This is a genomic window from Actinosynnema sp. ALI-1.44 (assembly GCF_001984155.1).
Taxonomy (GTDB): Bacteria; Actinomycetota; Actinomycetes; order Mycobacteriales; family Pseudonocardiaceae; genus Kibdelosporangium.
This window is the reverse complement of record NZ_MTQO01000044.1, coordinates 50,171-76,886: the sequence shown is the minus strand read 5'-3', so window position 1 is coordinate 76,886 and position 26,716 is coordinate 50,171. Positions and strand designations below refer to the sequence as shown.

Annotated in this window: 19 protein-coding genes and 1 pseudogene; 11 read left to right on the top strand and 9 right to left on the bottom strand. The window is 67.8% G+C overall.

The features are described 5' to 3' along the window. Positions 1-79 precede the first annotated feature (79 nt). A complete protein-coding gene (locus ALI144C_RS19085) occupies positions 80-2,485 on the bottom strand; it encodes an AbfB domain-containing protein (protein ID WP_168211290.1) in 2,406 nt (801 codons plus the stop codon). A gap of 319 nt (positions 2,486-2,804) precedes the next feature. Between ALI144C_RS19085 and ALI144C_RS19080 the strand changes: the two genes are divergently transcribed. The 3 genes from ALI144C_RS19080 (at position 2,805) to ALI144C_RS19070 (ending at position 7,945) form a co-directional block, all read left to right on the top strand. Beyond that, positions 2,805-5,237 (top strand): AfsR/SARP family transcriptional regulator, encoded by a 2,433-nt coding sequence (locus tag ALI144C_RS19080; RefSeq protein ID WP_076988478.1) that lies wholly within the window; start codon positions 2,805-2,807, stop codon positions 5,235-5,237. Further along, a complete protein-coding gene (locus tag ALI144C_RS19075; protein ID WP_076988477.1) occupies positions 5,234-7,102 on the top strand; it encodes an AfsR/SARP family transcriptional regulator in 1,869 nt (622 codons plus the stop codon). The genes ALI144C_RS19080 and ALI144C_RS19075 overlap by 4 nt, the downstream gene beginning before the upstream one ends. Before the next feature lie 144 nt (positions 7,103-7,246). Continuing rightward, positions 7,247-7,945 (top strand): VOC family protein, encoded by a 699-nt coding sequence (locus ALI144C_RS19070; protein WP_076988476.1) that lies wholly within the window; start codon positions 7,247-7,249, stop codon positions 7,943-7,945. Positions 7,946-8,083: 138 nt separating this feature from the next. Here the strand turns inward: ALI144C_RS19070 and ALI144C_RS19065 are convergent, their stop codons facing one another. Continuing rightward, complete coding sequence (locus ALI144C_RS19065; RefSeq protein WP_143230729.1) at positions 8,084-8,500, bottom strand: peptidase inhibitor family I36 protein; 417 nt, start codon at positions 8,498-8,500, stop codon at positions 8,084-8,086. Between the two features lie 329 nt (positions 8,501-8,829). Here ALI144C_RS19065 and ALI144C_RS54460 point away from each other — a divergent pair, with 329 nt between their 5' ends. The 5 genes from ALI144C_RS54460 to ALI144C_RS19045 all read left to right on the top strand — a co-directional run bounded on the left by ALI144C_RS54460 (position 8,830) and on the right by ALI144C_RS19045 (position 14,854). Continuing rightward, positions 8,830-9,063 (top strand): hypothetical protein, encoded by a 234-nt coding sequence (locus ALI144C_RS54460; RefSeq protein ID WP_143230728.1) that lies wholly within the window; start codon positions 8,830-8,832, stop codon positions 9,061-9,063. 181 nt (positions 9,064-9,244) lie between these two features. Continuing rightward, a complete protein-coding gene (locus tag ALI144C_RS19060; protein WP_076988474.1) occupies positions 9,245-10,303 on the top strand; it encodes a hypothetical protein in 1,059 nt (352 codons plus the stop codon). 116 nt (positions 10,304-10,419) lie between these two features. Continuing rightward, positions 10,420-10,638 carry an antitoxin gene (locus ALI144C_RS19055; protein WP_076988473.1) on the top strand — a complete coding sequence of 73 codons (219 nt, stop codon included), beginning with the start codon at positions 10,420-10,422 and terminating at the stop codon, positions 10,636-10,638. 146 nt (positions 10,639-10,784) lie between these two features. Next, on the top strand, positions 10,785-11,468 hold the full coding sequence (locus tag ALI144C_RS19050) for a cysteine hydrolase family protein (protein ID WP_076988472.1): 684 nt from the start codon (positions 10,785-10,787) through the stop codon (positions 11,466-11,468). A 137-nt stretch (positions 11,469-11,605) separates the two neighbouring features. Further along, positions 11,606-14,854, top strand: coding sequence for a BTAD domain-containing putative transcriptional regulator (locus ALI144C_RS19045; protein WP_076988471.1), 3,249 nt, complete (start codon positions 11,606-11,608; stop codon positions 14,852-14,854). Here the strand turns inward: ALI144C_RS19045 and ALI144C_RS19040 are convergent. Both ALI144C_RS19040 and ALI144C_RS19035 read right to left on the bottom strand, forming a co-directional pair. Continuing rightward, positions 14,827-15,393 carry a hypothetical protein gene (locus tag ALI144C_RS19040; protein ID WP_143230726.1) on the bottom strand — a complete coding sequence of 189 codons (567 nt, stop codon included), beginning with the start codon at positions 15,391-15,393 and terminating at the stop codon, positions 14,827-14,829. The genes ALI144C_RS19045 and ALI144C_RS19040 overlap by 28 nt on opposite strands. 142 nt (positions 15,394-15,535) lie before the next feature. After that, complete coding sequence (locus ALI144C_RS19035) at positions 15,536-15,850, bottom strand: hypothetical protein (RefSeq protein WP_076988469.1); 315 nt, start codon at positions 15,848-15,850, stop codon at positions 15,536-15,538. A 131-nt stretch (positions 15,851-15,981) separates the two neighbouring features. Between ALI144C_RS19035 and ALI144C_RS19030 the strand changes: the two genes are divergently transcribed. Further along, complete coding sequence (locus tag ALI144C_RS19030) at positions 15,982-16,524, top strand: cysteine hydrolase family protein (protein ID WP_076988468.1); 543 nt, start codon at positions 15,982-15,984, stop codon at positions 16,522-16,524. 9 nt (positions 16,525-16,533) lie between these two features. Here ALI144C_RS19030 and ALI144C_RS19025 read toward each other — a convergent pair whose 3' ends face one another. Continuing rightward, positions 16,534-19,323 (bottom strand): helix-turn-helix transcriptional regulator, encoded by a 2,790-nt coding sequence (locus ALI144C_RS19025; protein ID WP_076988717.1) that lies wholly within the window; start codon positions 19,321-19,323, stop codon positions 16,534-16,536. A 179-nt stretch (positions 19,324-19,502) separates the two neighbouring features. On the opposite strand from ALI144C_RS19025, the gene ALI144C_RS19020 reads away from it, so the two are divergent. Together ALI144C_RS19020 and ALI144C_RS19015 are read left to right on the top strand one after the other, a co-directional pair. Further along, on the top strand, positions 19,503-21,038 hold the full coding sequence (locus ALI144C_RS19020; RefSeq protein WP_076988467.1) for a S8 family peptidase: 1,536 nt from the start codon (positions 19,503-19,505) through the stop codon (positions 21,036-21,038). Between the two features lie 31 nt (positions 21,039-21,069). Beyond that, positions 21,070-22,524 (top strand): S1 family serine peptidase, encoded by a 1,455-nt coding sequence (locus tag ALI144C_RS19015; RefSeq protein ID WP_076988466.1) that lies wholly within the window; start codon positions 21,070-21,072, stop codon positions 22,522-22,524. A 72-nt stretch (positions 22,525-22,596) separates the two neighbouring features. Here the strand turns inward: ALI144C_RS19015 and ALI144C_RS19010 are convergent, their stop codons facing one another. The 4 genes and pseudogenes from ALI144C_RS19010 to ALI144C_RS18995 all read right to left on the bottom strand — a co-directional run bounded on the left by ALI144C_RS19010 (position 22,597) and on the right by ALI144C_RS18995 (position 26,368). Continuing rightward, the gene (locus ALI144C_RS19010) at positions 22,597-23,301 is read right to left on the bottom strand and encodes a S1 family peptidase (RefSeq protein ID WP_076988716.1); all 705 of its coding nucleotides are present in this window, start codon (positions 23,299-23,301) and stop codon (positions 22,597-22,599) included. A 114-nt stretch (positions 23,302-23,415) separates the two neighbouring features. Next, a pseudogene (locus ALI144C_RS19005) lies at positions 23,416-24,938 on the bottom strand (catalase). 282 nt (positions 24,939-25,220) lie between these two features. Beyond that, on the bottom strand, positions 25,221-25,412 hold the full coding sequence (locus ALI144C_RS19000) for a hypothetical protein (protein WP_076988465.1): 192 nt from the start codon (positions 25,410-25,412) through the stop codon (positions 25,221-25,223). After that, the gene (locus ALI144C_RS18995; protein ID WP_237774220.1) at positions 25,409-26,368 is read right to left on the bottom strand and encodes an acyl-CoA desaturase; all 960 of its coding nucleotides are present in this window, start codon (positions 26,366-26,368) and stop codon (positions 25,409-25,411) included. The genes ALI144C_RS19000 and ALI144C_RS18995 overlap by 4 nt, the downstream gene beginning before the upstream one ends. Between the last annotated feature and the right edge of the window lie 348 nt (positions 26,369-26,716).

Here is a 26,716-nt window from a genome sequence, read left to right as displayed (position 1 = left end):
ACTCCCCAACAAGAATCGAGAAGAAACGGACCCGGCGCGCAACGCGCCGGACCCGAAGAACCATCAGGAGAAGTTCCGCTCAAACCACGTCGGCCCGCTCCATCCACCACCCGGTACTGCCCCACACCTCCGGGCCTGTGGTGAAACCGGATTCAGTGGCACGCCACAGCCACAACTTGGTCGTGCCGTTGCCGTAGTCGTAGTAGGCTGCGATGTCGTCGCGGCCGTCGCCGTTGAAGTCTCCGGCTACGTATTTCGCGCGGTTGGTGTCCCAGTTGGAGGGTTGTCCGTCCCACACCTCTGGGCCTGTGGTGAAACCGGATTCAGTGCCGCGCCAGAGCCACAATCTGGTGTGTGCGTTGCCGTAGTCGTAGTAGGCTGCGATGTCGTCGCGGCCGTCGCCGTTGAAGTCTCCGGCTACGTACTTTGCGCGGTTGGTGTCCCAGTTGGAGGGTTGTCCGTCCCATACCTCTGGTCCGGATTCGAGGCCGGTGGGGGTGCCGCGCCAGAGCCAGAGTTTGGTGTGTGCGTTGCCGTAGTCGTAGTAGGCTGCGATGTCGTCGCGGCCGTCGCCGTTGAAGTCTCCGGCTACGTACTTTGCGCGGTTGGTGTCCCAGTTGGAGGGTTGTCCGTCCCATACTTCCGGCCCGGGTTCAAGGCCGGTGGGGGTGCCGCGCCAGAGCCAGAGTTTGGTGTGTGCGTTGCCGTAGTCGTGGAACGCCGCGATGTCTCCCCGGCCGTCGCCGTTGAAATCACCAGGCACGTACTGTGCCTGGTTCGAATTCCACGCGCCGGGCGCGCTCGTCCACTTCTCGGGACCTGTCGCGAAACCGGATTCGGTGCCGCGCCACACCCACAGCTTGGCTTTCGCTTCGTCGTAGTCGTAGAACGCCGCGATGTCATCGCGACCATCACCGTCATAGTCCGATTTGCCTGCCTTCCCCCCGGGTTTGGTGACCACCGGGTCGGGAGCGACCACTGCCCAGGTGGTGTCCTGGGCGAACAGGTCGGCGGCGTCGAACGGATTGTCGCCACCGGAGTTGTTCGCTGCCCAGATCTCGCCGTTGAAGTGGCGCATGAACCGGCCTGGAGACGACTTGGACTCCAACGACACCCCCGTGCCGTCCGACTGCGGCCGGCTGCACCAGGTGGCGTCGAGCTTGAACGCGGAACTGCCGTCGCTGGGTGCCAGCTGCACCCGCAGCTCCTTCTGCCGCAGGAAACTGCCCGCGGTGGTGGCGGACTCCAGTGAGAAGCAGTTCGCGTCCGCCAGTCCTTCCCGGATCTTCCACGTCGTACCGGGCAGCGGCGTTCCCGGCACACCACCATTGGGGTCACCGGCGATGATGGTGGCGCCCCCACCCTCACTGGCGGCGTACCACACCTTCCCCCAGTTGGTCGTGGCCTGTAATGCCTGACGCCGCAACGCGTCGTCGTACTGGCCGACAAGAAGGAACTGGCGGACGTCGTCCGGTGTGCCGGCCAGGGCTTTGGCCGCCGCGGCGGCCAAAGCCGGCTGCATGCGGCTGTTCTCGACGCGAACCTTCAGCTCACGGAGGCGTTGCAGGTTCTCCGCGTCCTGCTTCTCGATGGCCTTGATCCGGTCGCGTGCGTTGGCCTCGTGGATGCCCTTGTAGACGAAGGCCTTCTGGGCGTTCTCGTCGAGGCTGCGAACCGCGGTCTCGGCCGCGATCGTGACCTCGCTGTCCTTCTTGATCTTGCCTGCCTGATCCCAGATGAACGTGGTGAAGTTGGCCCAGGACAGGTTCAACTGCCCCTCGGTCGCCACGATCGCCAACACGCCCGCGGCGTTGGACTTGGCGTTGCGGTCGCGCTTGGCTTCGTTCTCGTTGTCCTGGTCCAGCTGGTGGGCCTTGAGCAGGTCGTTGTCGAGGAAGGTGATCCGGTCGGCGTCCGTGCCGCCCCATGCCTTCAACGCGCCTTCGCGTACCTTGGGGCCCGCCTTCGGGTGATTGGCCAGCCAGTACACGAAGTTCTGGTAGTTCACGACCAGCTCTTCCGGCTGGGCCTCGATCCCGATGGTCGCCGCGGCCTTCTGCTTGCGCTGCCGGGCGATCAGCGCCTCGTTCTCATCACGAACGATGTTGGCGTGGTCACGGTCCCTCGCCTGGAAGATCTCCGTCGTGATCCACAGCGTGCACGCGGCGTCGGTGTTGAGAAGCGCGAGTTCGGCCGACGCCCGCACCTCCTTCATCTCAGGCTTGTCCTTGAGGGCCCGCTGCCACAACGCGAACACGAAATCGCGGTCGCCGAGCCCAGCCAGCTTGGCATCGACCAGGACACCCAGCACCGCCCCGGCTTCGACCTTCTGTTTCAAGGTCGTCTGCGTCGCTGCCGCGGCCGTCGAAGCAGCGTGTGGCGGCGCGGCCGGCGCAGCCAGCGCTGGGCCGGCCCCCAACCCCGCCAGCAGCACCGCCGAGGCGGCCAACACCGCGGCAGGTGCGGCCGTCGATCTCTTACGCATCAGTTTCCTCATTCGTCGTTCCCAGTCCCGGACAGGAGCGCGCGAAAGCGCCATGAGCCCCACCGAGGACTTACTGTGTTGTAAGTAACACTGTCAGCCATGGGCCATTTGGCCCCTTCATCCACCCCCATCAAGACGCCTGGCTGATCATTCACATCAGTCACGATGGCTGTCCTCACCTGGGCAAAGTTTGAGGATCCATCAAACTCGCTGCTCAACCGGCGTGTCGCCGGGCTGGCAACAGGGGTCTTGAACGGTCAGGTCGAAACCGGTAAGCAGAAGGCGGGGCCCTGGTGGGCCAGGGGGAAGGTGGGCAGGGATGACCGTGGAGTTCCGCGTGCTTGGCGACGTCGAGGTCCATATCGACGAGCACCTCGTCAACGCCGGTCATTCACGCCAACTGTGCGTGTTGCTGGCACTGCTGGTGGACGCCAACCGCACTGTCTCGACGAACCAGATCCTGGATCGGGTGTGGGGTGATCGGCCGCCGCACCGGGCCAGGGGCACGGTGGCGACCTACCTCAACCGGCTGCGTCAAGTCCTGGCCGACGGCGGCGAGGAGGTGCACATCGCACGCCGATCCGGTGGGTACGCCCTCGCTGTCGAACCCAATGTGGTTGACCTGCACCGGTTCCGGCACCTGACCGGGCAGGCTCAGCGCGTCGACGACGACCGGGCGGTGACGCTGTTGGAGCGGGCATTGGGGCTGTGGCGGGGAAAAGCCTTCGCGCACCTGGACACCCCGTGGCTCGCTGACATTCGTGAAACCCTGGACCGGGAACGGTTCGCAGCGCTGCTGGACCGCAATGACCTGTGTCTGCGCCGGGGCGAACACGCCCGGCTGCTGCCGGAACTGGTCGCTCACGCGGCCGAGCACCCGTTGGACGAGCGCCTGGCCGGCCAGCTCGTGCTCGCTCTGCACCGCACGGGCCGCCGATCCGAGGCCCTGCGAGCGTTCCAGGAAACCAAACGGCTGCTGTCGGAGAAGCTGGGCATCGATCCCGGCCCGGACCTGCGTCGACTGCACGATCGGATCCTGAGCGGGGACTTCGACCACGCTGCCGCTTCGACCCGCCGATCGGGCAACGTCCTGAGGCGCAACGACCTTCCCGGTGATGTCGTGGACTTCACCGGCCGCGTCGATGAAGTCACGCGACTGCTCGCCTGTCCACCTACCGCAGCGGACGGCCTCGCGCCACAGGCGGTGGCGGTCACGGCGATCGACGGCATGGCGGGCATCGGGAAAACCGCCCTCGCTGTGCACATCGCTCACAAACTGGCCCAGCGGTACCCCGACGGGCAGTTGTTCATCGACCTGCATGGCCACACCACCGACGAAACGGCCGTCGACCCGATGACCGCATTGGACGTCCTGCTGCGAGCCGCAGGTGTGCCCGGAGAGCGGATCCCCGACAGCCTGGACGCGCGGGCCGCGTTGTGGCGCGCGGAACTGGCCAACCGCGAAGTCCTCGTGGTGCTGGACAACGCCGCAAGCGCCAGCCAGGTCCGTCCGCTCCTGCCGGGCAGTCCCCACTGCCGGGTGCTGATCACCAGCCGGCACCGCCTCGTGGACCTGGACACCGGGCATGTCCTGTCCCTGGATGTTCTCCCTGCCCGTGAAGCGGTCGCGTTGTTCACCCGAATCCTCGGTGAACACCGCGCCGTGAACGAACCGGAAGCCGTGCGGGAGGTCGTGCGGCTGTGCGGGTATCTGCCGTTGGCGGTCCGGATCGCCGCCGCTCGACTGTGCACCCGTCCCGCTTGGACCGTGCGCCACCTGGTCGATCGACTCGGCGACCGGCACCAACGCCTGGCCGAACTGGACACCGGAGACCGTGGTGCCGCCGCCGCGTTCACCTTGTCCTACCGGCGCATCACCTCAGACCAACAACGCGTGTTCCGATTGTTGGGACTGCACCCAGGCTCGGACTTCGACGCACACGCCGCCGCCTGCCTGACAGGCGCCACTGTGGACGTCGCGGAGAAGTTGGTGGAAGGATTGGTCGACGCGCACCTGCTCCAGCAACCCCAACCGGGTCGGTACGGCTTCCACGATCTGCTCCGCCACTATGCGCGTCAGACCGCCAGTGCCACCGATGAGGACCGTCACACCGCACTCGCCCGGCTCGTCGGCCACTACTCGCAGTTGGCTGTCGCCGCCGACCGGCTGCTCGACCCGCGACGTCCTCGCGTCCACATCGGGGAGCCGATCGCCGACTGCCACCCCCGGCCGTTCGGCGATCAGGCCGCGGCTCTGCGGTGGCTGGATACCGAACACCACAATCTGCTTGCCTGCCAGAGACTCGCCGTCGAGGAGAACTGGCACGGCGTGGTCTGGCAGTTGGCGTGGACGCTGGACACCTACCAGCGGCACAGGGGGCACCTGCCCGATCGGCTGGTGGCCTGGCAAGCCGCTCTCACCGCCGCTGTCCGCCTTGACGAGTCCACTTTGGTCGCTCGCTCCCATCTGCACGTGGGTGCTGCCCTGGCACGGCTGGGCAGGCATGGCGACGCGTTGGACCACCTGGACCAGGCTCGGCAGCTCGCCGGGGCGACCGGTGACCTCGCCTGCACCTGGGACCAGGCACTCGACATCCACCAGGCCTGGCACCACCCGGCCGATGCCGACCAAGCCCCGTACAAGATCGACTCGGCTGGCCATGACGCGCTGGAAACGGTTCGTCTCCCGGTCCAGGGCGCCACTGGTGTTCCGCGCCGAACGCGTCTTCCGGCGAAGCGTACGCACACGTGACCGTCGAGCTCCTTGTGCTGGGGGATGTCGAGGTCCGTATCGATGGTCACCCGGTCGATGTCGGGCACGCGCGCCAGATGTGCGTGTTGCTGGCGTTGCTGGTCGATGCCAACCGGGCCGTTTCGGTCGAGCAGTTGGTGGACCGCGTCTGGGGAGAACAACCACCGCCGCGGGCACGGAGCACGCTGTCCGGGTACCTCACCCGCCTGCGTCACGTCCTGGCACCTGCCGGCGACGAGATCGGCCTGACCTGGCGGCCTGAGGGCTATGTGCTGACCGTCGCGCCCGAAGCGACGGATCTGCACCGCTTCCGTCAACTGGTCGGCCAGGCTCGCGATGTGGACGACGAGCGCGCGCTGGCGTTGTTGGATCAGGCCCAGGCGTTGTGGCGCGGGGAGGCTTTCGCTCATCTGGACACCCTTTGGTTGGCGGGTGTCCGGGACACTCTGAACCGGGAACGGTACGCCGCCGAGTTGGACCGCAATGATCTGCGTCTGCGCGGTGGTGAGCACGCGTGGCTGCTGCCCGGACTCCTCACGCAGGTCCATGACCACCCGTTGGATGAACGCCTGGCCAGCCAGCTCATGCTCGCCCTCTGCCGTGCGGGCCGCCAAGCGGAGGCCCTGCGTGTCTTCCACGACACATCACGGCGTTTGTCCGTGGAACTGGGCGTCCAGCCTGGTCCGGAGTTGCGCCAATGCCACGGACACGTCCTGCGCGGTGACACCGAACAGGTCGAACTGTGGAACCCGAGTAACCCCTCGGGACGCAACGACCTACCGGGGGACGTCGCCGACTTCACCGGGCGCGGGGACGAACTCGGGCGACTGCTGGCCTCGTTCCCCGCGGCACCCGTGGCGGTGATCAACGGGATGGCAGGCGTGGGGAAGACCACCCTCGCCATTCACGCCGCCCATCGACTGGTTCAGCGGTTCCCCGACGCCGTGTTGTTCGTCGACCTGCACGGCCACAGCGACAACCAGCAAGCCGTCGACCCGATGGCCGCACTGGACACCTTGTTGCGCGCCATCGGCGTTCCCGACGTCGACATCCCCAGTGGACTGGACGCGCGGGCTGCCCGGTGGCGCAGTGAACTGGCTGATCGCGCAGTCCTGCTCGTTCTGGACGACGCCGCGGGCGTTGCCCAGATCCGGCCGCTGATGCCTGGCGGCCCGCGCTGTCTCACCCTGATCACCAGCAGACGGCAGCTCCCGGGCCTGGACGGCGCCCGCGTCCTGTCCCTGGACGTCCTGCCGCATGCCGACGCGGTCACCCTCTTCACTCGAATCGCCGCCAACCACCGGCGGGCGGCACCCGAGGCCGTCGCGGAGGTGATCCGGTTGTGCGGCCACTTACCCCTCGCCGTTCGGAACACCGCCGCCCGACTGCGGACTCGTCCAACTTGGACCGTCGCGCACCTGTTGGAGCGCCTTCGCCCGCAGGGGCGGCGACTCGTCGAACTGGCCGCGGGGGACCGTTGCGTGTCGGCCGCGTTCGCCCTGTCCTACAACAACCTCACCCCACCGGTGCAGCGGTTGTTCCGGTTGTTGGGCTTGTACCCGGGCCGCGAGTTCGACGCGTGTGTCGCTGCCGCCCTCGCCGATGTCGACCTCGCCGATGCCCGCCGCTCGCTGGAGGCACTCCTCGACGTCCATCTGCTTCAGCAAACCAGCCTCGACCGGTACCACTTCCACGACCTGCTCCGTGCGTACGCCGCGCACCTGACCGACACCCAGGACACCGAGGCTGTCCGGAACACGGCCCAGACCCGCTTGCTCGATCACTACCTCCATTCGGGCCGATGCGGGCACGAGGGGTGGTCCGCTGAAGCCCGCGCTCGTCACAACGCCCGAAACCTGTGCTGAGGGGTCTGGACCAACCCGTTTCAAGATCAACTTCGTCGTGGTTCGACTGACTCGCAGATAGCACTCCCACCGCCGCTGACCAGGGAAGGTTGGAGGTGTCACTTTCATGTGCGGGGGGCGAGGGTGATCTCTACATTCGGGACCATGACGGAGAAGACGATTCCCAGGCTGATGGCCCAGTCGATCGAGTCGGTGGCCGACTTCTACACCGCACTGGGGTTCGAGATCACGTTCCGGCAGACGGCGCCCTACCAGTTTCTGAGTGTGAAGCGCGGGGGCATCGAGCTGAACTTCTACGGAGACAGGAAGTTCGATCCGACGTCCTCCGCGCATGGCTGCCTGGTCGACACCGATGATGTCGACTACCTGTACGCGGCCTTCACCGAAGGGCTGCGGGCGGCCTTCGGGTCGGTGCCCACCCAGGGACTTCCTCGGTTGGGTGCGTTGAAGGACATGAGCTACGGCTCGCGACAGTTCCTGGTGACCGACCCCGGGGGGAACACGATCCAGATCGCCCAGCCGATCAGCGAGAACCAGCGGCACCGGCCGTTGCCGAAGGCGACGTTCGACCGCGCCATCCACGTGGGCTCGCTGTTCGTGGACGCCAAGCAGGACCTGGAGCTGGCGGTCGAAGTCCTGGACCGGGCTCTGCATCGGACCGACGAGGAGCCGACCACGGTCCAGCTCGTGAAGCTGCTCGTACTCCGAGCCGAGGCGGCGGCCCGTCAAGGTGAACCGACCCTGGCCAGGGAAATGCTGGCCCGCGCCAAGGCCGTCGAGGTTCACGGACCGGAACTGGCCGACGACCTCCGGCGGATCGCGGAACTCGAAGCCGGACTGTGAGCCGAATCCAGTTCGGCCCTCGGTATGCCTGAACCAGGGGTCGATCGTCGACGCTCCGCATGGAGATGGGTATGGCCTACGTCCGGCCATACCCATCTGCAACGCTCTCTCTGCCCAGCGTGTCGCCGATCGGAGTTGCTACGGCCTTGCCGAGCCGGTGCAGAACCAGTGTTCACCCGAGAACGATGAACTGTCCGAACTGTGTCCACCGTTGCGAATGTTCCAGACATTCGCTTTGGCTGAATTGTAGAAATGACCGTACACGGGCAAGTTGTTGTCGTACGAGAAGACGGCGTTCTGAAGGCCGTAGTCCGCCAGGAGCCAGCATGCGTTCTGTCGCTGAGTCTCAAACTTCTTGTTGATGTAGCCGGTGTTTCGGTAGAGGCACAGCCACCCGGCTGCACACGGCTCGGAGACCGCGGTTGTGGGTGAAAGTGTGACGTTGACTGTTGTGCTGTCGGCCCTGGATGGCGTGGCCTGCGCTGCGGCAGGTGTCACAGCGGCGAGTGATGCTGCCATTCCCAGCGCGGCGCAGAGGCTTTTGAGATTACGCATGGAGGCTACCTTTCTCGTTTGGTGCCTTATGGTCCTGTCGTTCCTCGTTCCCCCTCGGAGCGAGGCACGGCACATCTTCGGAATCAGCGCATCGGGACCGTGGTCGAGCCTGCTGGTTCATGTGCCGGTCGCGAAAGGTGCCATCGTTTCAGACGCGTTCCTGAAACGCGTCTGAAACGATCAGTGGGGCTCAGCCCGGCGTTGCCCCGTTCAGGTACGTGTCGGCTGATGCCCATTCGTCGCCTGGCCATCATCTGGAACGATGTAGTGCCCAACTGAATACAGGCACTCATGGCATCGAGGCCGAGAGGCACAGGAGATCCGTCGATATGACGCTCGGCGAGCACGCAGACAAACAGCCGCATCCATCCCCGGATGACGATGCGGATCCCGCACAGCGTCTGACCGCCGCGTTGCAGCAGGCCAAACTCGACGCGGGCCTGAGCTTCACCCAGCTCGCAGCGAATCCCCTACAGCCGCGCCACTGTGTGGCGTTACATCAAAGGGGAAACGCTGCCACCAGTCACGGCAGTGACTCACATAGCGAAAGCATGCGGATGTGATCCAGAGCCATTGCTGCGGCTGCGGGACGCGGCAGCGGCAATGGCGGCCGCTGTTCCGCAACATGGAGAGAGCAGTACGCCCGTCACAACGGGTTCGACCGCCGTCGGAGAATCATCGACCTCGGTCAGCCGGTCCGGTCATCGGCGCTCACGACCACTCGCGGCCGCCGCTGTGGCACTCATGGCGATCGCGATCCCGTCGAGCACGGCGGCCAACGATGCACGACGTTTCGCCACGGTGCCCGCCGAGGCCGCCGCCGCGCCTGCCAACACCGCCCGACATGACTTCACCCCACGTGCCATACGTGCGCCGCGGATGCCCACGGCAGCGCCGGGCGGATCCTGGAAATCTGATCATGACGTCGTGCCGCTGGGCAGCGTCGAGCTCGCCATGTCGGCGACGCAGACCGCGTACGTGGTGTCGGTGATGCGCGCGAGCTCGGCGACCGACCGCTCGCTGTTCGGCAACGAGGTGCGGTGCAGATGGCCAGGCGGCGAGCGGAACTTCGTGACCGGACAGAACATCCTGCAACCCGGTACGTCGCCGGAGCGGGAGAAGGAGAACGTCCAGCTGACCACACGTTTTCTGGTGCATCCCGGGGTGGCCACCAAGGTCACCTGCACCGCGTACGTCCGCGCCGCCACACTGAGGGAAGACCTCGACGCGCAGTTCCGGCTGGACAGCGGGTGGATCGAGTTCGCTGCCACGTCCGTGGACAACACGACAACGGGCGTGCCCGCACAGCGTGCGGTGTCACGTCGCCTCGTGCGCGTGGGACCGGAACCCAACGTGATCGCTCGGGAGCCGGAGCTCCCGTCCTTCAGCCTCGCGCCGGGCTTCACCCACCTCAGCGTCTTCGCCGACACCCAGTACCAGTCCTGCTATCCGCAGAAGGACAAGCACTGCGACACGTCCGCCTCGACCGCGTCGACGGCCGCCTTCACGCTGTACGTCACCCAGTGGAAGGGCGACGAGGTCTGTCAGAAGAACCGGGCTACCGGAGAAATCCGCGACATGTCCTTTGCGGTGCACCACCATTACGTACCGTTGCACTTGCCCGCCTTTGCCGTCCGCGCCGACTGCGACCAGCGGTTCAGCGCCTACGTCCTGGTGCGGTGGACAGGCGGGCTGGACGGCGCGGTGCAGGGCACAGCGGAGGACCTGGCCGAATCACGCGGATCCACCACAAAGCACAACGCCACCACGAGCCACATCTTCGTGATTCCGCACAAGACCTGAACGATTTTCGCGAGCGCACACGATCCGGGGTCACTCGAGCCGGTGACATCCGGCGTGGGTGCGCCGCCCGGGGGAAACCGGTTCGAGAAGCCATTCCAGACCGGAAGGATCATGCGATGAACGTCGGTGACATGGCGAAGAAGGCGAAGGACTTCGCTGGTGAGCACAAGGACCAGGTCGACAAGGGAATGTCCAAGGCAGGCGATGTCGCGAAGGACAAGTTCGGCGCGTCCGACGAGCAGGTGGACCGCACGACCGACAAGGCCAGGGAGTTCCTCGGCAACGACGACCAACCGCGGGAAGCCGGGGAACAGGGCGACCAGCAGCGGCAGTAAGCGTTTCGAGCAGGCCGTACCCGACCCGTTTGCGCAGTTGCGAGGCTCTTTCTCGCGATCAGCGGGAAAGAGCCTCCTTCGCGGTCGAGCGCCCGGGCAGGTCAAGATGGTGGCGGACGCGGCACCTCACGGAGAGCGGGAACTCGATGTCTGGCACGGCGCTGCTCATGATCGACATGCAGAACACCTACCTGTCACAGGACGGGGTCCGTGAAGGCCTTGGCTGGCCGCCCATCTGGCGCTTGGACGAGACCGTCGAGGAGTGCGCGTCCTTGCTCACGGCCGCGCGCGCACAGCGGATGCAGGTGATCTACTCACGGTCGACTCGCGGGTCGACAGGAAACCACGGCATGAGCCCGCGCTTCGCCCGGCTCATGCGAGACCGATCCCAGCGGATGCCCCCCGTCTCCGCGGAACACCAGCAGTGGAAGAACCAGATCATCGACGCGGTCGCCCCGCTGGCCGACGATCTCGTACTGGACAAGACCCGGGCGAGCTTCTTCGACTACACGGAACTGGACCCGCTGCTGCGCAACCTGGATGTGCGGCGGCTCATCGTCGCCGGACTGCAGACCAACGTCTGCGTCGAAGCGACCGTTCGATCAGGACTGTCCCGCAACTTCGAAGTGGCCGTGCCGCAGGACGCTGTGTCCACCGATGGCCCCGACTTGCACCATGCTGCCCTCAACTCCATGCGAGTCCTGTACACCGAGGTCGCTCCATGGCGCGAGCTCATAGCCCCCGACGCCTCATGGGACCGGGCGTTCACCACGCCCAACTACGGGCGCGATCCGGGCTACTGGAACGAGTCTGCCTTCCTGGCCGAGTAGCCTCTGCCGACCTCGATCAAGCGCGGCGTCCGGCAGCGAAGACCTCCGATCTCCGGAGTGAGCCGACCCGATCCGTGATGATTCGGGTGGTCGCACCGATAGCACTGGTGCTGGGGCCGGTGCCATGGGGGCGAACGATGACCACTACCGCGAAACTGTCGAGGCCGCGGCTCGAACACCTGCTGACAGCGGCCCGCGCGAGCAGGCTGACCACGGTGATCGCGCCTGCCGGGTACGGCAAGACGTCCCTGTTGGCCGAGTGGGCCGGGCAGGTGCCGGTCGCCTGGCACCGGGTGACCGTTGCCGACCGGGAAACGCAGCCGTTGCTCCGCGGGCTCGCCGAGGAGTTGCGCGCTGTCCTGCCGTCGTTGCGGTTCCAGATGCCCGATGTGCTGGCCGACAACGAGTTCGCGGGCGATGCGGGATTGGCCAACCAGGCGCACGCGTTGGCGGCGCTGCTGTGCGACGCCGTTTCGGATGCCGCGGCGGGTCCTGTCCTGCTGGTGCTGGACGACGTCCATCTCATCGGGGTGGGCGATTCGGCGATCGGTTTGCTGGAAGCGTTGTGCCGTCAAGCCCCGCCTTGTCTGCGGATCGTGGTGTCGAGCCGGGACCCGGTGCCGTTCGCGGTTCGGCGGCTGCGCCGCGACGGGGGCCTGCTGGAGATCACGGCCGCGCAGCTGGCTTTCACCGAGAGCGAGATCGGCGAGCTGACCGGCGCGCCTGACCTGTCGGCGGCCGTCCACCAGGCCACCGGTGGCTGGCCGGTCGCGGTGCGGATGGTGGCGGACGCGTTGCGGCACACGACCTGGCTCGATCTGCGTGGCGCGCTGCGGCCGTTGGCGCGCAGCCGTGAGCTGTTCGACTACCTCGCCCGCGAGTTCTTCGGCAACGAACCCGAAGTGGCCCGTGAGCTGGTCCGGGTGTCCGCCGTGTTCGACAGGGTCAGCGCGGACCTGCTGGGCGGCTTGGGTTTCCCGGACGCCGCGACCGTGCTCGCCGGTCTGGTCGGCCGCGGTGTGTTCGTCGAACGGCTGATGGGCTCACCCGGGTGGTTCGGGGTGCTCCCGCTGGCCAGGATGTTCGTCGCGGACCGGTTCCCGGTCGACGAGGCCACCCGGCGCGAGCTGCGGACCGCGGCGGTCGCGTGGTTCACCGGCCGGGGGCACTGGGCCGAGGCGGCCCGTGTGCTCGCCGAGTTGGGTGACCACGAGCGGACCGAACACCTGGTGGCCGAGCATGCCGCTGACTTGTTCCAGGAGGGGGACGCGGAGACGGTCATCGACGTCGTCAGCCGGATCCCGGCCGCGCGGCGCACGTCGGCCACATGGCAGATCATCGGTTTCGCCCACGAGATCCGCGGCGAGTGGGGCGCGTCGATGGCCTGCCTGCAACGCGCCGTCAGGCAGGTCGACGGGCAGACGCCGCCGGTGCTGGCGATGCGGATCGCGTCCATGCACTACTTCAGCAGCTCACCGGGCGAAGCCCTCGCGGTGTTCGACCAATGCCGGCTGACAGGGGAGGACCCGGCCGCCGAGTCGAGACTGCTGAGTGTCGCGGCCAGTGCGCACTGGGCGCACGGTGACCTCGAAGCCAGCCGCGCCACCGCGGCCAAGGCACTCGCCTCCGCCCAGCAGTGCGGCGACGACGCGGCACTGGCCGCCGCGTACACCACGCTGGCCATGATCGCGAACGCCGAGGGGGACCGCGGCGAGATCGCCGGCCACTACCAACGGGCGTTGGGGCACGCGCAAGTCGCCGGTGACGTGCTCGGCGAGATCCGGATCAGGGTCAACCGGGCCGCACACCATGTGCACGAAGGCGATCACCGCGCTGCCCTCGCCGAACTGGAAGTCGCGCTGCGGCTGGCCGACCTGACGGGCTTCACCACCTACCGTGCGCTGGCACTGAACAACCGTGGTGCCGCCCGGCTCGGGCTTGGTCAGCTCGACGAGGCCGCGGCCGACGTGCACGCGGCGCGGGCTGTCTACGACAAGGCCGGGTCTCGGTTGGCGGCGCTGTCGCTGGAGTCGCTCGGCGAGATCTACCGGCTGCGCGGTGACCGCGTGTTGGCTCGTGCCGCGTTCAGCGACGCGATCCGGCTGGCCGAGGACAACAACGCGCTGCCGCAACTCGTGCCAGCGCTGATCGGTCTTGCGCGGTTGCTCGTCGAGGACGAACCGGCGACGGCTGAAGGCCTGGTACGCCGGGCGTTGGCGTGCGGCACCGGGTTCGGCTATCCCCACGCGTTGCTGGCCGCGGCCAGGCTGGCCCTGGTGCGTGGCCGGGTCGACGAGGTGGCCGACCGGTGCGCCGAAGCCCAGCGGGTGGCCGCTGCCCGTGGCGACCGTGCCGCCGTCGCGGAAGCCCTTGAGCTCACGGCCCAAGCGCAACCCGACCGGGACAACGCACTGTCCTTGTTGGACCAGGCAGCGGTGCTGTGGAGTGAGATCGGCAACCCGCTCGGCGAAATCGGCGTCACGGTCGTCACGGCGAAGATCACCGGCGGTGCGGACGGCGCGGTGATGGCCGACGGCGCCGCGCAGTTGGCCAAACGCCTGGGCGCACGGGAACTGGCCACCCGGGCGGCCGCGGTGGCCGAGGCGTGTCAGTCGTCGGCGCGGCCCCCGGTGGAGATCCAGACGCTCGGCGGTTTTCGTGTGCTGCGGCACGGTGTGCCGGTCCCGGTCACGGCCTGGCAGTCCAGGAAGGCCCGTGATCTGGTCAAGATCCTGGTGGCCCGGCGTGGGCGTTCGATGACCAGGGAAGCGCTGATGGCGCACCTGTGGCCGGACGAGGCGCCGGAGCGGCTGACCAACCGGCTGTCGGTCGCGTTGTCCACGGCGCGCCAGGTTCTCGCCCCCGACGGCGGCGACGAGCACGGCATCGTCGTGACAAATGGTGCTGTGCGGCTGGATCCCACCCTGGCTTCAGTCGACGTGCTGGTGTTTCTGGCCGACGCGAAAGCCGGTCTAGCGGCGTGGCAACAGCAACGTTCAGCCGCGGTCAGCCTGCTGGCCACGGCGGAGGCGGCGTTCGCAGGGGACTTCCTGGAAGAAGACCCGTACGCGGACTGGGCGACGGAGCTGCGTGAGGACGCCCGGTTGACCTATCTGCAGGTGGCCGCCGTGCTGGCCGAGTACGCGGGCCAGACCGGTGACCTGCTCGCGGCGAGCCGTTACTGCCTGCGGATCCTGGAACGTGACTGCTATGACGAAACCGCGCACCTCGCGCTGATCCGGGCCTTGGTCGCGGCGGGCAACCACGGTGAGGCCCGGCGCCGTTATCGCACCTATGTGGTTCGGATGCGGGAGATAGACGTGGAGCCGGCGCCGTTCTCCGGCTCCACGACCCCCAGTCAGGCGGTGGGCACGCAGATCGCGTAGGCGGTCACCGCCCATCTGCCCGCACCGAGCTGACCGATGACGGTGACGGATGTCAACGCATCGTTCGGTTCGATCGCGAGTAGCTTGTTGCCTTGCGCGCCGGGGACCCGCCCGCCCGCACCGAGCACCTGGTGTCCCGGGCCGCAGTCGGCAGTTACGACGGGGAACCCGACTGGCCCTGGTTGCCGGACCAGTTTGAGTCCGGCCACTTCGGAACACACCACGTTCGCAGTCACCGTCCAGTTGCCCGCGGGGCCAGTGGCGCTGACCGTGCCCTTCGTCAAACCGGAGTCGGGTTCGAGTGCGGTCAGCGCCTCCTTGCCGGTCGACTGGTTGATCACGCCACCGATGCCGGTCAGGCGGGTGCCTGCCGGGCACGAAGCCGTGTGGCTGATCTGTGCCAGTGGAGCCGGACTGGTGGCCTCGGCGCGGGTGAGGGGCTGCAGCGGGTCCGCGTTCGCCGGGCAGGCGAGCGCGGTCACCAGCACCGCCGCCAGCCCGGCGCGCACCGGCCACCCTCCCCGTAGTGGTCGCGTCATCTTCGGATCCCTTTCGTGGATTTCCACCTGCCTGTGATGTCGTCCGGCAGGGTGCTCACCACGGTTAAGGCCGTCTTAAAGTGTCAGCTCCACCTGATCGACCTGGTGCGGTTGTTCATGCTGACGCCGCTGACGACCGGCATCACCGGCAGGTCGCTGCGGGTATCAGCACGGGTAGTGTCGCGGTCTTCTCGAGGTTGACGCCCATCCGGCGCATCAACGCGTCGTCCCGGACGGCTTCGGCGACGGTCGCCGGGGCGTCGGTGATGGAGCCGCCGGTGGCGACCCGGACGGCCTCGGTGAACGTGGCGAAACAGGTGACCGTCGGGTCTTCCCAGTCGACGGAGACCGTGCAGTTGTCCTCGTCAGCCGCCCCCGAGGACGGTGCGGTGAAGATGCCCAGTACGACCGCGGCCGCGCCGAGCACTGCGGCCGTGACCCGGTTCGTTCGTGCCATGGTGACTTTTTCGTGGTGCTTCTTCGCGTGATCCCGTGCTCGGCACACCGGTTAAGGTCACATTAGGGTCCGCGAAACCACGTGCATGACGCCGCTGAGCGCGGTGCTGATCTCGTCGATGGGAGCTTGTCTTGACAACCGCACTGATCATCGGTGATCTCCAACGGGGGATCACGGGCGGCTATCCGTTCGTCAAGCAGGTCATCCCGCCGGTCACCGACTTGCTGCCGCGGGCGCGGGCGGCGGGTGCGCTCGTTGTCTTCGTGCATTTCGCGTTCCGTGGCAACGGGGCCGACTTGCCGCCGGGCAACGAGCTGTACAAGTCGTTCTACGACGTGGGGGAGGCGTTCCACGAGGGATCGGCGGGAACCGAGATCGATCTGCCGGTCGCCGACGAGGATGTCGTGGTGCTCAAGCGCCGCGCGAGTGCGTTCGCGGGCACGGATCTCGACCTCGTGCTGCGTGCCCGTGGCATCGGCAGCCTGGCGATCGCCGGGGTCGCGACCAGTGCGATGGTGGCCGCGACGTGCTACGACGCGTCGGACCGTGGCTATCACGTGACCGTGCTGCGAGACGGTTGCGCCGACAGCGATCCCGCGATACACGACTTCTTCATGGACGCCGTCTTCCCCAGCCGGGGGTTCGAGGTCACGACATGCGCGGCCTGGTCGTGAAACGCGGCGTCAGGGGATGCGGATGTCGTTGCGGCTGGCGGCGTTGAGCTTGCGGCACACCTTGGCGACGTACTCCTCCACCGTTCGCCGTGAGATGAAAAGGGCTTGGGCTATCTCGCGATTGGTGTGACCGCTGACCACGAGGCGAGCGATGTCCTGTTCCCGTGGGGACAGTTGGTCGCCGTAGCCGCGTCGTCCCCTGTGTGAGGGTGTCGGTACGCCGACGCTGCGGATGATGTGACGGCAGCGGGCAGCGTCGACAGTGGCGCCGAGACCGTCGTAGGCCTCGGCGAGGGACGCGAGCACTGCTGTGTCGGGCGATGCCGTGTGTGCCGCCTGTTCGGTGAGCTGGGTGGCGCGGTACGTCAGCCCGAGCCCTCGATGCAGGTCGATCGCCGTCCGGTAGAGCGTTCCGTCGTCTGCGGGGGCCAGGCGAGCGTGGCAGGCCGCCAGCGCTGCCTGGGCGTGAGGGGCGTCGGTGCCTGACAGCCCGTCAGCCATTTCGGCGACAAGGTCATCAGCGGCGTCGACCCGGCCACGAGCCAGGTGGCAATCGACCGCCTGGGGCACGACATCGCCCGCCCACACCCAGGCCTCCTTGCTGCGGATCATCGCCACCCCGCGCTCGGCGTGCCGCTCGGCAGCGGCCGTCTCGCCCCGGCCGAGCAACAGGCCCGCCATGCCACCGGCCGCGGCGACCTGCACGGGGATGGTCGCGTGCGAGTCCAATGCTGTTCGGAAACCCCGCTCGGCCTGTGCCCAGTCGCCTCGCGCGGTCGCGAGCCACGCCGCCGCCAGGTTCAACTCGGTGATCAGCGGCGGCAGGTGCGCGTAGGTCTTGACCAGTTCGGCGATCCGTTCGTCGAGTCCCGGCCAGTCCCCGGTGAGCCAGTCGAGCCGGACCGCGGTGGCTTCGGCGGTCCCGATGACGTACGGCGCGCCGACCCTGGCGGCGAGCGTCAGCCCGGTGCGCAGATAGGTCCGGGCGCGCTGGTAGTGGCCGATCCACGCGCAGGCGTCCGCCAGGTTGCAGTGCGCGCGGGCCAGGTGGCAGATCTCGTCCGGTTCGGTCGTCTCAGCCGGGGACGGCAACCGCGTGGTGCGTTGCCACGTGCTCGGGTCGCCTATGACCAACCTGCCGCCGAGCGTGGTCGCCAGCACGGCGGTGCGAAGGGCACGGGTGGGCAGGTGATCCAGGAGGTCCTCCACCCGGTCGAGCCACGCCTGGTGCTCGGCGATGGGCGCGGTGCAGAGGTACGGCACGGCGAGAACCGCCATCCCGCGCGCGATCCGCTCCGGCTGGTCGCCCAACAGGTCCATGGCGTGCGTGATCTCCGCTCTGGCACGGTCGGACTCGCCGGTCTCACGCAGGAGCAACAGCCCGAACCACAGGTGCACGTCACCCCGGACGTCCGATGCCAGTCGCGGGTCGGAGAGCAGGTCCTCGACGCGGCTCAGCACCGCCGGGTTGTGCAGCCCGGTCAGTGCGTTGCCGCACAGCTTGGACGCCAGCCGGTTCACATCCCGGGGGCGCACGTTCCGGTCGGCGATCAGCTCGCACAGCAGGTCGATCGCGGTGGGGACGTCGTGGGCCTCGGCCGCGGCGTCAGCCGTCATTTCGCTGTACCGCAGCCATTCGTCCGTCATGCCGACCGCTTTGGCGTGGGCAGCCACCCGGGCATGGGGTGTGCGGTCGAGTTCGGACAACACCCGGATGGCGCGGACGTGCAGTTCGTTCCGCCACGGACCGGGCAGCGACTCACGCACCGCGCGGGCCGCCAGGGGATGGCGGAACGCGTAGTGGTTCGCCGCGTGCTCGACCAGGACCGACGACCTGACGAGCGTGATCATCTGGTCCAGGTCCGCGCCGCCGGCGACCGCGCCCAGGGTGTCGATCGACTCCGCCACACCGAGCACCGCCGCCGCCTCGGCGATCGACCGCGCGGCGGCGGGCAGGCTCCGCATCCGTTCCTGGGCCGTCTCCCGGACCAGAACGGGGATGCCGACCTCGGCCAGGACACGCCGCGCGGTCGCGGTGCCCGCGCGGACCTCCCGCTTCGGATCGCGCAACGCGCGCACCGTTTCCTCGACCAGGTACGGGATCCCGGCCGTCTCGTGAAGCAGGGCCCCGGCGAACTCGTCGGACGTCAGGGTGGTGCCCACCATCGCGTTGACCATCGAACGCACGCCGTCGCTGTCGAACGGGCGCAGGGCGAGGTCCATCCTCGTCACGCCGGGTGGGACGCGGACGGTACGACCGAGCGGGCCCTGCTCGGCCAGCTCCTCGGGTCGGTACGTGGCCACGATCGACAGCTCGGGGAGGGGATTGGCGATGACGAAGCGAAGCACCTGACAGGTCTGCGCGTCCGCCCAGTGCAGGTCGTCGACCACCAGCACCGCCGGTCCCAGCGAACCGAGCAGTTCCCGGATGGCACGGAACATCCGGTGCCGTTCGGCTTCGGGATCGCCCAGCGGCCGTGGCGCCGCGGGCAGGTGGTCGGCGAGTTCGGGGAGGTGATCGCGCAGCGCGCCGGTCACCGGCCCCGGGTCGCGCAGCCGGTTGCCGCACTGGCTCAGGCAGTCCAGCAACGCGCCGTAGGGGAACGGATCGGGCAGCGGCTGGCAGGTGGCCAGGACCACGTGATCGAGTTCGGTCACGAGCCGGGTCTTGCCGATCCCCGCTTCACCCTCCACAAAGGCCACCATCGGCGGACGGGCCACCGCGGCGCGCAAGGCCGCCAGCTCCGCGTCCCGGCCGATCAGCGGCGGCGGACCGATGTGGGCGGAGGCATCACCCATCGTCACAGGTCGAGAGCGTAGCCCCGAATCCGGGCGATGCGCGCCCGTGAGTTCGAAACCCGTAGCGCTACGGGTATTTACCACGGTTGTTCCCCCTCGCCGGACGCCGAAAGGTGGTGCCTCAGCGGCCGTTGTCTCCACCCTGCCCGACGGCCGCCCAGCGTGAGACGGAGGAAACGATGCACAGGACGCGAGGGATAGCGGGCCTGTCGGTCGCGGCAGCGGTCTTGGTGACCACGGCCGCGGGCATCGCGACGGCACAGCCCGAGGCAGCCGTCGTACAGGCCCGCGAACACGTCGCCGGGCGCTACATCGTGGTTCTCGAGGACGGTGCCCGCGCAGCGGCCGACGGACAAGCGACCACGCTGACTCAGCGTTACGGCGGCGCGGTGGCCGACACCTACTCGGCGACGCTGAACGGCTTCACGGTCCGGGAGATGTCCGAGCGGCAAGCGGGTCGGCTGGCCGCCGACCCGTCGGTCAAGTCCGTCCACGAGGACGGAACCTCCAGGGCGGTCGCCGACGAGCAGCCGAACCCGCCGTCATGGGGGCTCGACCAGATCGACCAGCGCACCACCAGCCTCGACAAGAAGTACACCTACCCGAACACGGCGGACAACGTGACCGCCTACGTCGTCGACTCCGGTGTGCACATCCAGCACTCCGAGTTCGAGGGCCGCGCGCGGCACGGGTACGACTTCATCGACAACGACAGCGACGCGAGTGACTGTTTCTGGCACGGCACGCACGTGGCAGGCACCATCGCGGGCAAGACCGTCGGCGTCGCGAAGAAGGCCAAGGTCGTCGCCGTCCGGTCGCTGGGCTGCGGCGGATCCGGGCCCGACTCGGCCACGGTCAGCGGACTGGAGTGGGTGGCCAAGAACGGCGCCAAACCGGGCGTGGTGAACCTCAGCCTGGTGATGGACACCGTCGGCGTCGGCGACGAACAGGTCAAAGCCCTGGTCGCCAAGGGCTTCGTTGTGGCCGTCGCCGCGGGGAACAACGGCCAGGACGCGTGCACGGCCAGTCCGGGCCGTACGCCGGAGGCACTCACCGTCGGCTGGATCAACCAGGGCGGCAGTCGCAGCGGCAACTACGGCACCTGCGTGGACCTGTTCGCGCCCGGCGGCAACATCTACTCGACCGATCACACCGGCGGCTACCGCACCGGCAGCGGCACGTCCATGGCCTCCCCGCACGGCGCGGGCGCGTCGGCGCTGTACCTGGGTGCGAACCCGGGTGCGACGCCGCAGCAGGTGCGGGACGCGTTGGTGGACAACGCGACCCCGAACCTGGTGACCAGCCCCGGGGCGGGTTCGCCGAACAAGCTGCTCTACACCGGCTTCATCGGCGGCGTCCCGTCCCGCTGCGGGACCAAGGCCAACGACGAGGACGCGTCCATCCCGGACGCCGGGTCGGCCGTCGGTACGAGCGTCACGCAGGATTCCTGTGACGGCAAGGCATCCGCAGCGCTCCCGGTGAAGGTGGACATCGACCACAGCTACACCGGTGACCTCGCCGTCGACCTGGTCGGCCCGAGCGGCACGGCCTACCCGCTCAAGCGGGCGGGCGGCGTCGGCGAGCCCGGCGGCATCCACCAGACCTTCACGGTCGACGCGTCACGCGAGGACGCCAACGGCACGTGGCGGCTGGCGGTCCGCGATGTCTACCGGTTCGACACCGGCACCCTGACCGGTTGGTCGATCACGTTCTGATGTGGACATTACCCTGCGTTGAAGGAGCAAGATGAGAACAGCACGACTGATCACAGCGCTGTGCGTGGCGCTGTCGGCGCTGGCGCTGCCTGCCGCGGCCGCCGAACCGCCCGGCAAGGTCAGCACCGCGGCCACTCCGACCGACCAACTCCAGCCCGGCGGCGCCGGAACCCGTGTCGTCAACGGCCAGCGCACGACGGTCAAGGAGAACCCGTTCGTCATCGCGGGTTTGCGCGCGGGTGGCGGCGGGCCGCAGGGGCAGTCCTGCACCGCCGCGGTCGTCGGCAAGCGCAAGATCCTCACCGCGGCGCACTGCATGATCGACGTCGGCGGCGCCAAGAGCTACATCTACGGTGACGACGACCTCAACACCGCAGGCGACGAGACCTTCCGTACCAACGTCGCCTCCTACAAGGTCCACCCGCGCTACACAGGCCCGAATTCCTGGCAGAACGGTTACGACGTCGCGGTGATCACCACCGCGGACGACCTGCCCGTGCCGGAGAACCAGTGGGCGAAGGTGGCTGGCTCCGGCGACAGCGCGCTCACCCAGCCGGGCAAGTCCGGTACCGCTTTCGGCTACGGCCGGACATCCGCGAGCGGCGGGTCAGGCGTGCTCTACAAGGCCACGATGCCGGTGAACGACGCCAACAACTGCCAGGTGTTCAACGTCCGCGTGAACCCGGACGTGATGGTGTGCATCGGGTACGACAACGGCCGCGTCGCCACCTGCAGCGGCGACAGCGGCGGCCCGTACATCGTGGACGGAACGGTGGTCGGCGTCGTGTCGTGGGGCGCCAGCGGGTGTGACCGCTACAGCATCATGGGTCGGCTGACCAACGAGATGGGCGACTGGGCACGCGGCGAGATCGGCGGCGGGCAACCCGGCGACGGCAAGTTCACGGTGGCCCTCTCGCCGTCGTCCGGCAAAGTGGAGCCTGGCAAGTACATCTCGACGAGCGTGACCACGAAGGCAGGCGAGCAGGGCCAGGAGAAGCTGGACCTCGCCGCGTCAGGCCTGCCCAGCGATGCGACCGCGACGTTCCAGCCCACCTCGATCACGTCCGGGGACGTCGCCAAACTGACCGTCGAGACCGCGTCGAGCACGCCGAAAGGGACCTACAAGGTCACTGTCACCGCCAAGGGCGCGTCCGGCGCCAAGACCGCCGACTACACACTGACAGTCGGCGACGGCGGATCCACCGAAGGCCCGAAGCCGTCAGCCACACCGAACTCAGGCACCGTGGCACCGGGTGGTTTCGCCAACACCACGATCACCGTCACCGGCGGAACGGGCACGATCAACCTCCGCGCCGACGGACTCGCGTTCACGCCGATGTTCATGCCGTCGACCGTGAACCCAGGAGGAACCTCGCGGATGTCGATGGCGGCGCCGTTCCAGCGCGGCACACACAAGATCACTGTCACCGCCACGGACAGCGCGGGCAAGACCGGAACCACCGAATACACGCTCACCGTCCAATGACCCACGCAGGGAGGTGAAAGCCGTGGAGCCCATGACCCCCCCGACGGTCATGGGCTCCACGGCACACCGTGCTCAGTTGTTGGCGTAAGTGGTGATGAACGTGCGGTGTGCGACCAGATCTCCGTACACGGACGGGCTTTGGCCGCACCGGCCCGGCCCACCGGCACGGCTGGTGGCGCCGACAACCATCCACTCACCGTTGATCTTCTGCACGGCCGGGCCGCCCGAGTCGCCATAGCAGGGACCGGTTTTGTTCGGGTTGTTCATGCACAGCTCGCCAGCGGCTGTGATCCCGCTGCACGAGCTGTCGGCGACCAGGGATGTGTCCAGTTCCTGATTGGTCTGCGGCGGCTGGCATCCCGGGTCGCAGGTCACTCCCCAGCCGAGAATCCGCAACGGAGTTCCCACGGCCACCGGCGTCGTCGGGATCTTCGCAGGCGCCAGCGTGATCGCGCGGTCGAGTTGCACCAGGCCCACGTCGTCCGGGCCGACGGCCACCGTCGTCATCCCGGCGGTCTGCCCGCCGGTGGTGAGGCTGTTGCTGCCGACCCGCACCTGGAAGTGGCCGCGCAGGCAGTGGTTCGCGGTGACCACCCAGCGCGGGCTGACCAGAGTGCCGGTGCAGAAGTGCCTTCCCGGCGAACTCTGCAGCGACACCATCCACGAGTAGGTCTCGGTGGCGTTGCGGCCGCCCACGATCAGCGGTGCGGGGTCGGCGGTCGCCGGGGCCGCCACGAACGGCAGGACGAGCAGGGCTGCGAGCAGGAAACGGCGCATGCGTGACTCCAGACGGGAACGGAACACGGTCGCGCCGGTTCCCACGTTAGCGGAACCGGCGCCGTGCGTTGACCCGCCGATAGTCAGGTGTGGTGTTGTGCGCCGGGCGGGTGGTCAGGCCTTGCGCTGCATGCTCGTCCGGGCCGGGTTGCTCTGCTGTTCGGCTTTGGGGTCCTTCTCGTCCTGCTTGGCGCGCACGCCGGATTCGATGGCGTCGCCGAGGTCCTTGTCCACGTTGCGCCAGTACTCGAACGCGCGCCGCAGCACCGGTTCGGACACCGCGTTGAGCAGGTGGCCCACGATGTTCTGCACCAAGCGCTCACGGGCCTCGTCGTCGAGGACCTCGCGGACCATGGTGCCCGGCTGGCCCCAGTCGTCGTCGTCCGCTCGCTGGGTGTACGCGGTACGGGTGATCTCGCCGTCGGTGTGCCAGCCCGCCGGTGAGCCGTAGCGTTCGGTGTCGGCGCGGGGACCGCCCTTGGAGTTCGGTGCGTACACCGGGTCGGACACCTTGGTGTACCGCATGGCACCGTCTTTGCTGTAGCTGTGCACCGGTGACGTCGACGCGTTGACGGGCAACTGCTTGTAGTTCGCGCCGATCCTGTAGCGGTGGGCGTCGGCGTACGCGAACAGCCTGCCGAGCAGCATCCGGTCCGGGCTCGGCCCGATGCCGGGGACGAGGTTGTTCGGCTCGAACGCGGCCTGCTCGATCTCGGTGTGGTGGTCGGTCGGGTTGCGGTCCAGCGTCATCCGGCCGACCTCGATCAGCGGGTAGTCGCCGTGCGGCCAGACCTTGGTCAGGTCGAACGGGTTGAACCGGTACGTCTTGGCGTCGTCGAACGGCATCACCTGGACGTGCAGCGTCCAACTGGGATGGTCGCCGCGGTCGATCGCCTCGAACAGGTCCCTGGTGTGGTAGTCGGTGTCCACAGCGGCCATCTGGTCGGCTTCGTCCTGGGTGAAGAACTCGATGCCCTGGTCGGTCTTGAAGTGGTATTCACCCAGAAGCGTTCACCGGAGGCGTTGACCCACATGTACGTGTGCGAGCTGTAGCCGTTCATGTGCCGCCACGTGCGGGGAATGCCGCGGTCACCCATCAGCCACGTCACCTGGTGGGCCGATTCGGGTGACAGCGTCCAGAAGTCCCACTGCATGTCGTGGTCGCGCAGGTTGTTGTCCGCGCGTCGTTTCTGCGACCGGATGAAGTGCTGGAACTTCATCGGGTCCTTCACGAAGAACACAGGGGTGTTGTTGCCGACCATGTCGTACACACCCTCTGTGGTGTAGAACTTCACCGCGAACCCACGCGGGTCGCGCCACGTGTCGGGGCTGCCCCGCTCCCCGGCGACGGTGGAGAACCGGGCGACCAGTTCCGTGTCGGTTCCCGGCTGGAACACCGCGGCTTTCGTGTACCGGCTGACGTCGGCGGTGACCTTGAACCGGCCGAACGCGCCACTGCCCTTCGCGTGCGGCTGCCGTTCCGGGATCCGCTCCCGGTTGAACTGGGCCATCTGCTCGATGAGGTAGTGGTCCTGCAGCACGATCGGACCGTCAGCGCCGATCGTGAGCGAATGCTCGTCGCTCTCGACCGGGATACCACTGTCGGTTGTGGTCGGTTGCGGCTGTACGTCGGTCACTTCGAGGTCTCCTGGTTGTGGTGGATTCCTGTCCTCTTCTGCCGCTGGGCCCGAGGACCAGCACGGACAGTAGCCAAGTACCCCGTTCGGTGCCTGCCCACACTTAGGTACAACGCACTACTACGGGGGTCGCAACCAGTATTTGGTCAGGCCGTCATGAAACGACTGGCTGACCAGCGGGCGGGGGAGCGCAACGGCGCGCCGACCGCGTGCAGGTGCCGCAGAACCCAGGCGTAGGACGCGGCGAACGTGCACCGGGTATAGGCAACTGGTGGTGCGTCGTCAGTTCAGCGGCCCGAGGTGCGGGGCGCGGCTGCGTGGTGCACGCGTGTCCAGCCCGAGCATGTCGACCAGCATCGCCCGGTCCTGGTCGTCGGTGGCGTGGCCGTCGACCACGTGCAGCGCCCTCACTTGCTGGTCGGCGCGTTCTTCCGCGAAGCGCTCACGATCGCGGTCGGTCAATGGGCGGGTCATCGAATCCCTCCGGCCTGCTGCGTCGTCGGCCGGGCCAGCCTGGCCAGTCGCTGCGGCGTGGGCCAGCGGACGCTGTGGGCCCAGTCCAGCTTCTCGAAGAGCCAGATCAGCCGCGCCGAGATGTCGATCTGTCCACGCAGGACGCCGTGCCGTGCGGACGTCGGGTCGGCGTGGTGGGTGTTGTGCCATGACTCGCCCATCGACAGGATGGCCAGCGGCCAGAAGTTGGCCGACTTGTCCCGGCTGCTGAACGGGCGGTCGCCGATCATGTGGCAGACGGAGTTGACCGACCACGTGACATGGTGCAGGAACGCGACCCGGGCCAGACCGGCCCAGAGGAAGCCGGTCAGCGCACCCCACCAGGACATCGTCATCACGCCGCCGAGTACCGCGGGGAGCACCACGCTCAGCGTCACCCACAGGGGGAAAAGCCGGTCGACGAACCGGATCCACGGATCCGCGGCCAGGTCGGGCGCGAACCTGTCGATGTTCGTGCGGTCACGGCCGAACAGCCAGCCCATGTGTGCGTGCCAGAAGCCCTTGGCCAGTGCGCGCGGCGACGTGCCGAACAGCCATGGCGAGTGCGGGTCGCCTTCCCGGTCGGAGAAGGCGTGGTGACGGCGGTGGTCGGCGACCCAGGTGATCACCGGGCCCTGTGCGGCGAAGCTGCCCGCGATGGCCAGTGCGATCCTCAGTGGACGGTTCGCCTTGAATGATCCATGCGTGAAGTAACGGTGGTATCCGACCGTGATGCCCAACGCGGACACCACGTAGAAGACAGCGGCTACAGTGAGGTCCACCCACGTGATTCCCCAGCCCCAGACCAACGGCACCGTTGCGAGCAGCACCGCGAACGGGATGATCAGGAATGCCCTGATGGTGATGAGTTCCGTGCGGGACGCACGGTCGGACAGCAACGGTTTCGGAGGTGTGCGGGGAGGGGCGGTTGTGGTCACAAACAATACTCGTCTCGATGGATCGATGGCCACGGCTGTGGGCATGGTCGACCGCTGCGGGAAAGTCCCTGGCTGGGCCTCCGCCAGGTCAGCGCGACGCGCCGTGGAAGGATTCGGGCGGTACCGCCAGCGACCGGCAGCGCCCTCGTGACACCGACCATACGGCATCAGGGCGGGGCATGGGTGACGGCGAACGATCGAACCACCGTTCGGTGAAAGATGTGGGGTACAGTCATCGGCGGCAGGCGTGACGTCGCCGGGCGGTCCCGACCGTATCTCCCTTGTGGACGAAAGCTGTGGGCGCCAACGAACACATGCGCGGACCGGTGCGGCGTGAACAACCCCATC

Bases quoted from the DNA above. Each gene is read 5' to 3' on its own strand.
- ALI144C_RS19065 (WP_143230729.1), bottom strand. From the start codon at position 8,500: ATGCGTAATCTCAAAAGCCTCTGCGCCGCGCTGGGAATGGCAGCATCA.
- ALI144C_RS19055 (WP_076988473.1), top strand. From the start codon at position 10,420: ATGAACGTCGGTGACATGGCGAAGAAGGCGAAGGACTTCGCTGGTGAG.
- ALI144C_RS19025 (WP_076988717.1), bottom strand. From the start codon at position 19,323: ATGGGTGATGCCTCCGCCCACATCGGTCCGCCGCCGCTGATCGGCCGG.
- ALI144C_RS19080 (WP_076988478.1), top strand. From the start codon at position 2,805: ATGACCGTGGAGTTCCGCGTGCTTGGCGACGTCGAGGTCCATATCGAC.
- ALI144C_RS19060 (WP_076988474.1), top strand. From the start codon at position 9,245: ATGGCGATCGCGATCCCGTCGAGCACGGCGGCCAACGATGCACGACGT.
- ALI144C_RS54460 (WP_143230728.1), top strand. From the start codon at position 8,830: ATGACGCTCGGCGAGCACGCAGACAAACAGCCGCATCCATCCCCGGAT.
- ALI144C_RS19085 (WP_168211290.1), bottom strand. From the start codon at position 2,485: ATGCGTAAGAGATCGACGGCCGCACCTGCCGCGGTGTTGGCCGCCTCG.
- ALI144C_RS19050 (WP_076988472.1), top strand. From the start codon at position 10,785: ATGTCTGGCACGGCGCTGCTCATGATCGACATGCAGAACACCTACCTG.
- ALI144C_RS19040 (WP_143230726.1), bottom strand. From the start codon at position 15,393: ATGACGCGACCACTACGGGGAGGGTGGCCGGTGCGCGCCGGGCTGGCG.
- ALI144C_RS19015 (WP_076988466.1), top strand. From the start codon at position 21,070: ATGAGAACAGCACGACTGATCACAGCGCTGTGCGTGGCGCTGTCGGCG.
- ALI144C_RS19000 (WP_076988465.1), bottom strand. From the start codon at position 25,412: ATGACCCGCCCATTGACCGACCGCGATCGTGAGCGCTTCGCGGAAGAA.
- ALI144C_RS19070 (WP_076988476.1), top strand. From the start codon at position 7,247: ATGACGGAGAAGACGATTCCCAGGCTGATGGCCCAGTCGATCGAGTCG.
- ALI144C_RS19035 (WP_076988469.1), bottom strand. From the start codon at position 15,850: ATGGCACGAACGAACCGGGTCACGGCCGCAGTGCTCGGCGCGGCCGCG.
- ALI144C_RS19045 (WP_076988471.1), top strand. From the start codon at position 11,606: ATGACCACTACCGCGAAACTGTCGAGGCCGCGGCTCGAACACCTGCTG.
- ALI144C_RS19010 (WP_076988716.1), bottom strand. From the start codon at position 23,301: ATGCGCCGTTTCCTGCTCGCAGCCCTGCTCGTCCTGCCGTTCGTGGCG.
- ALI144C_RS19020 (WP_076988467.1), top strand. From the start codon at position 19,503: ATGCACAGGACGCGAGGGATAGCGGGCCTGTCGGTCGCGGCAGCGGTC.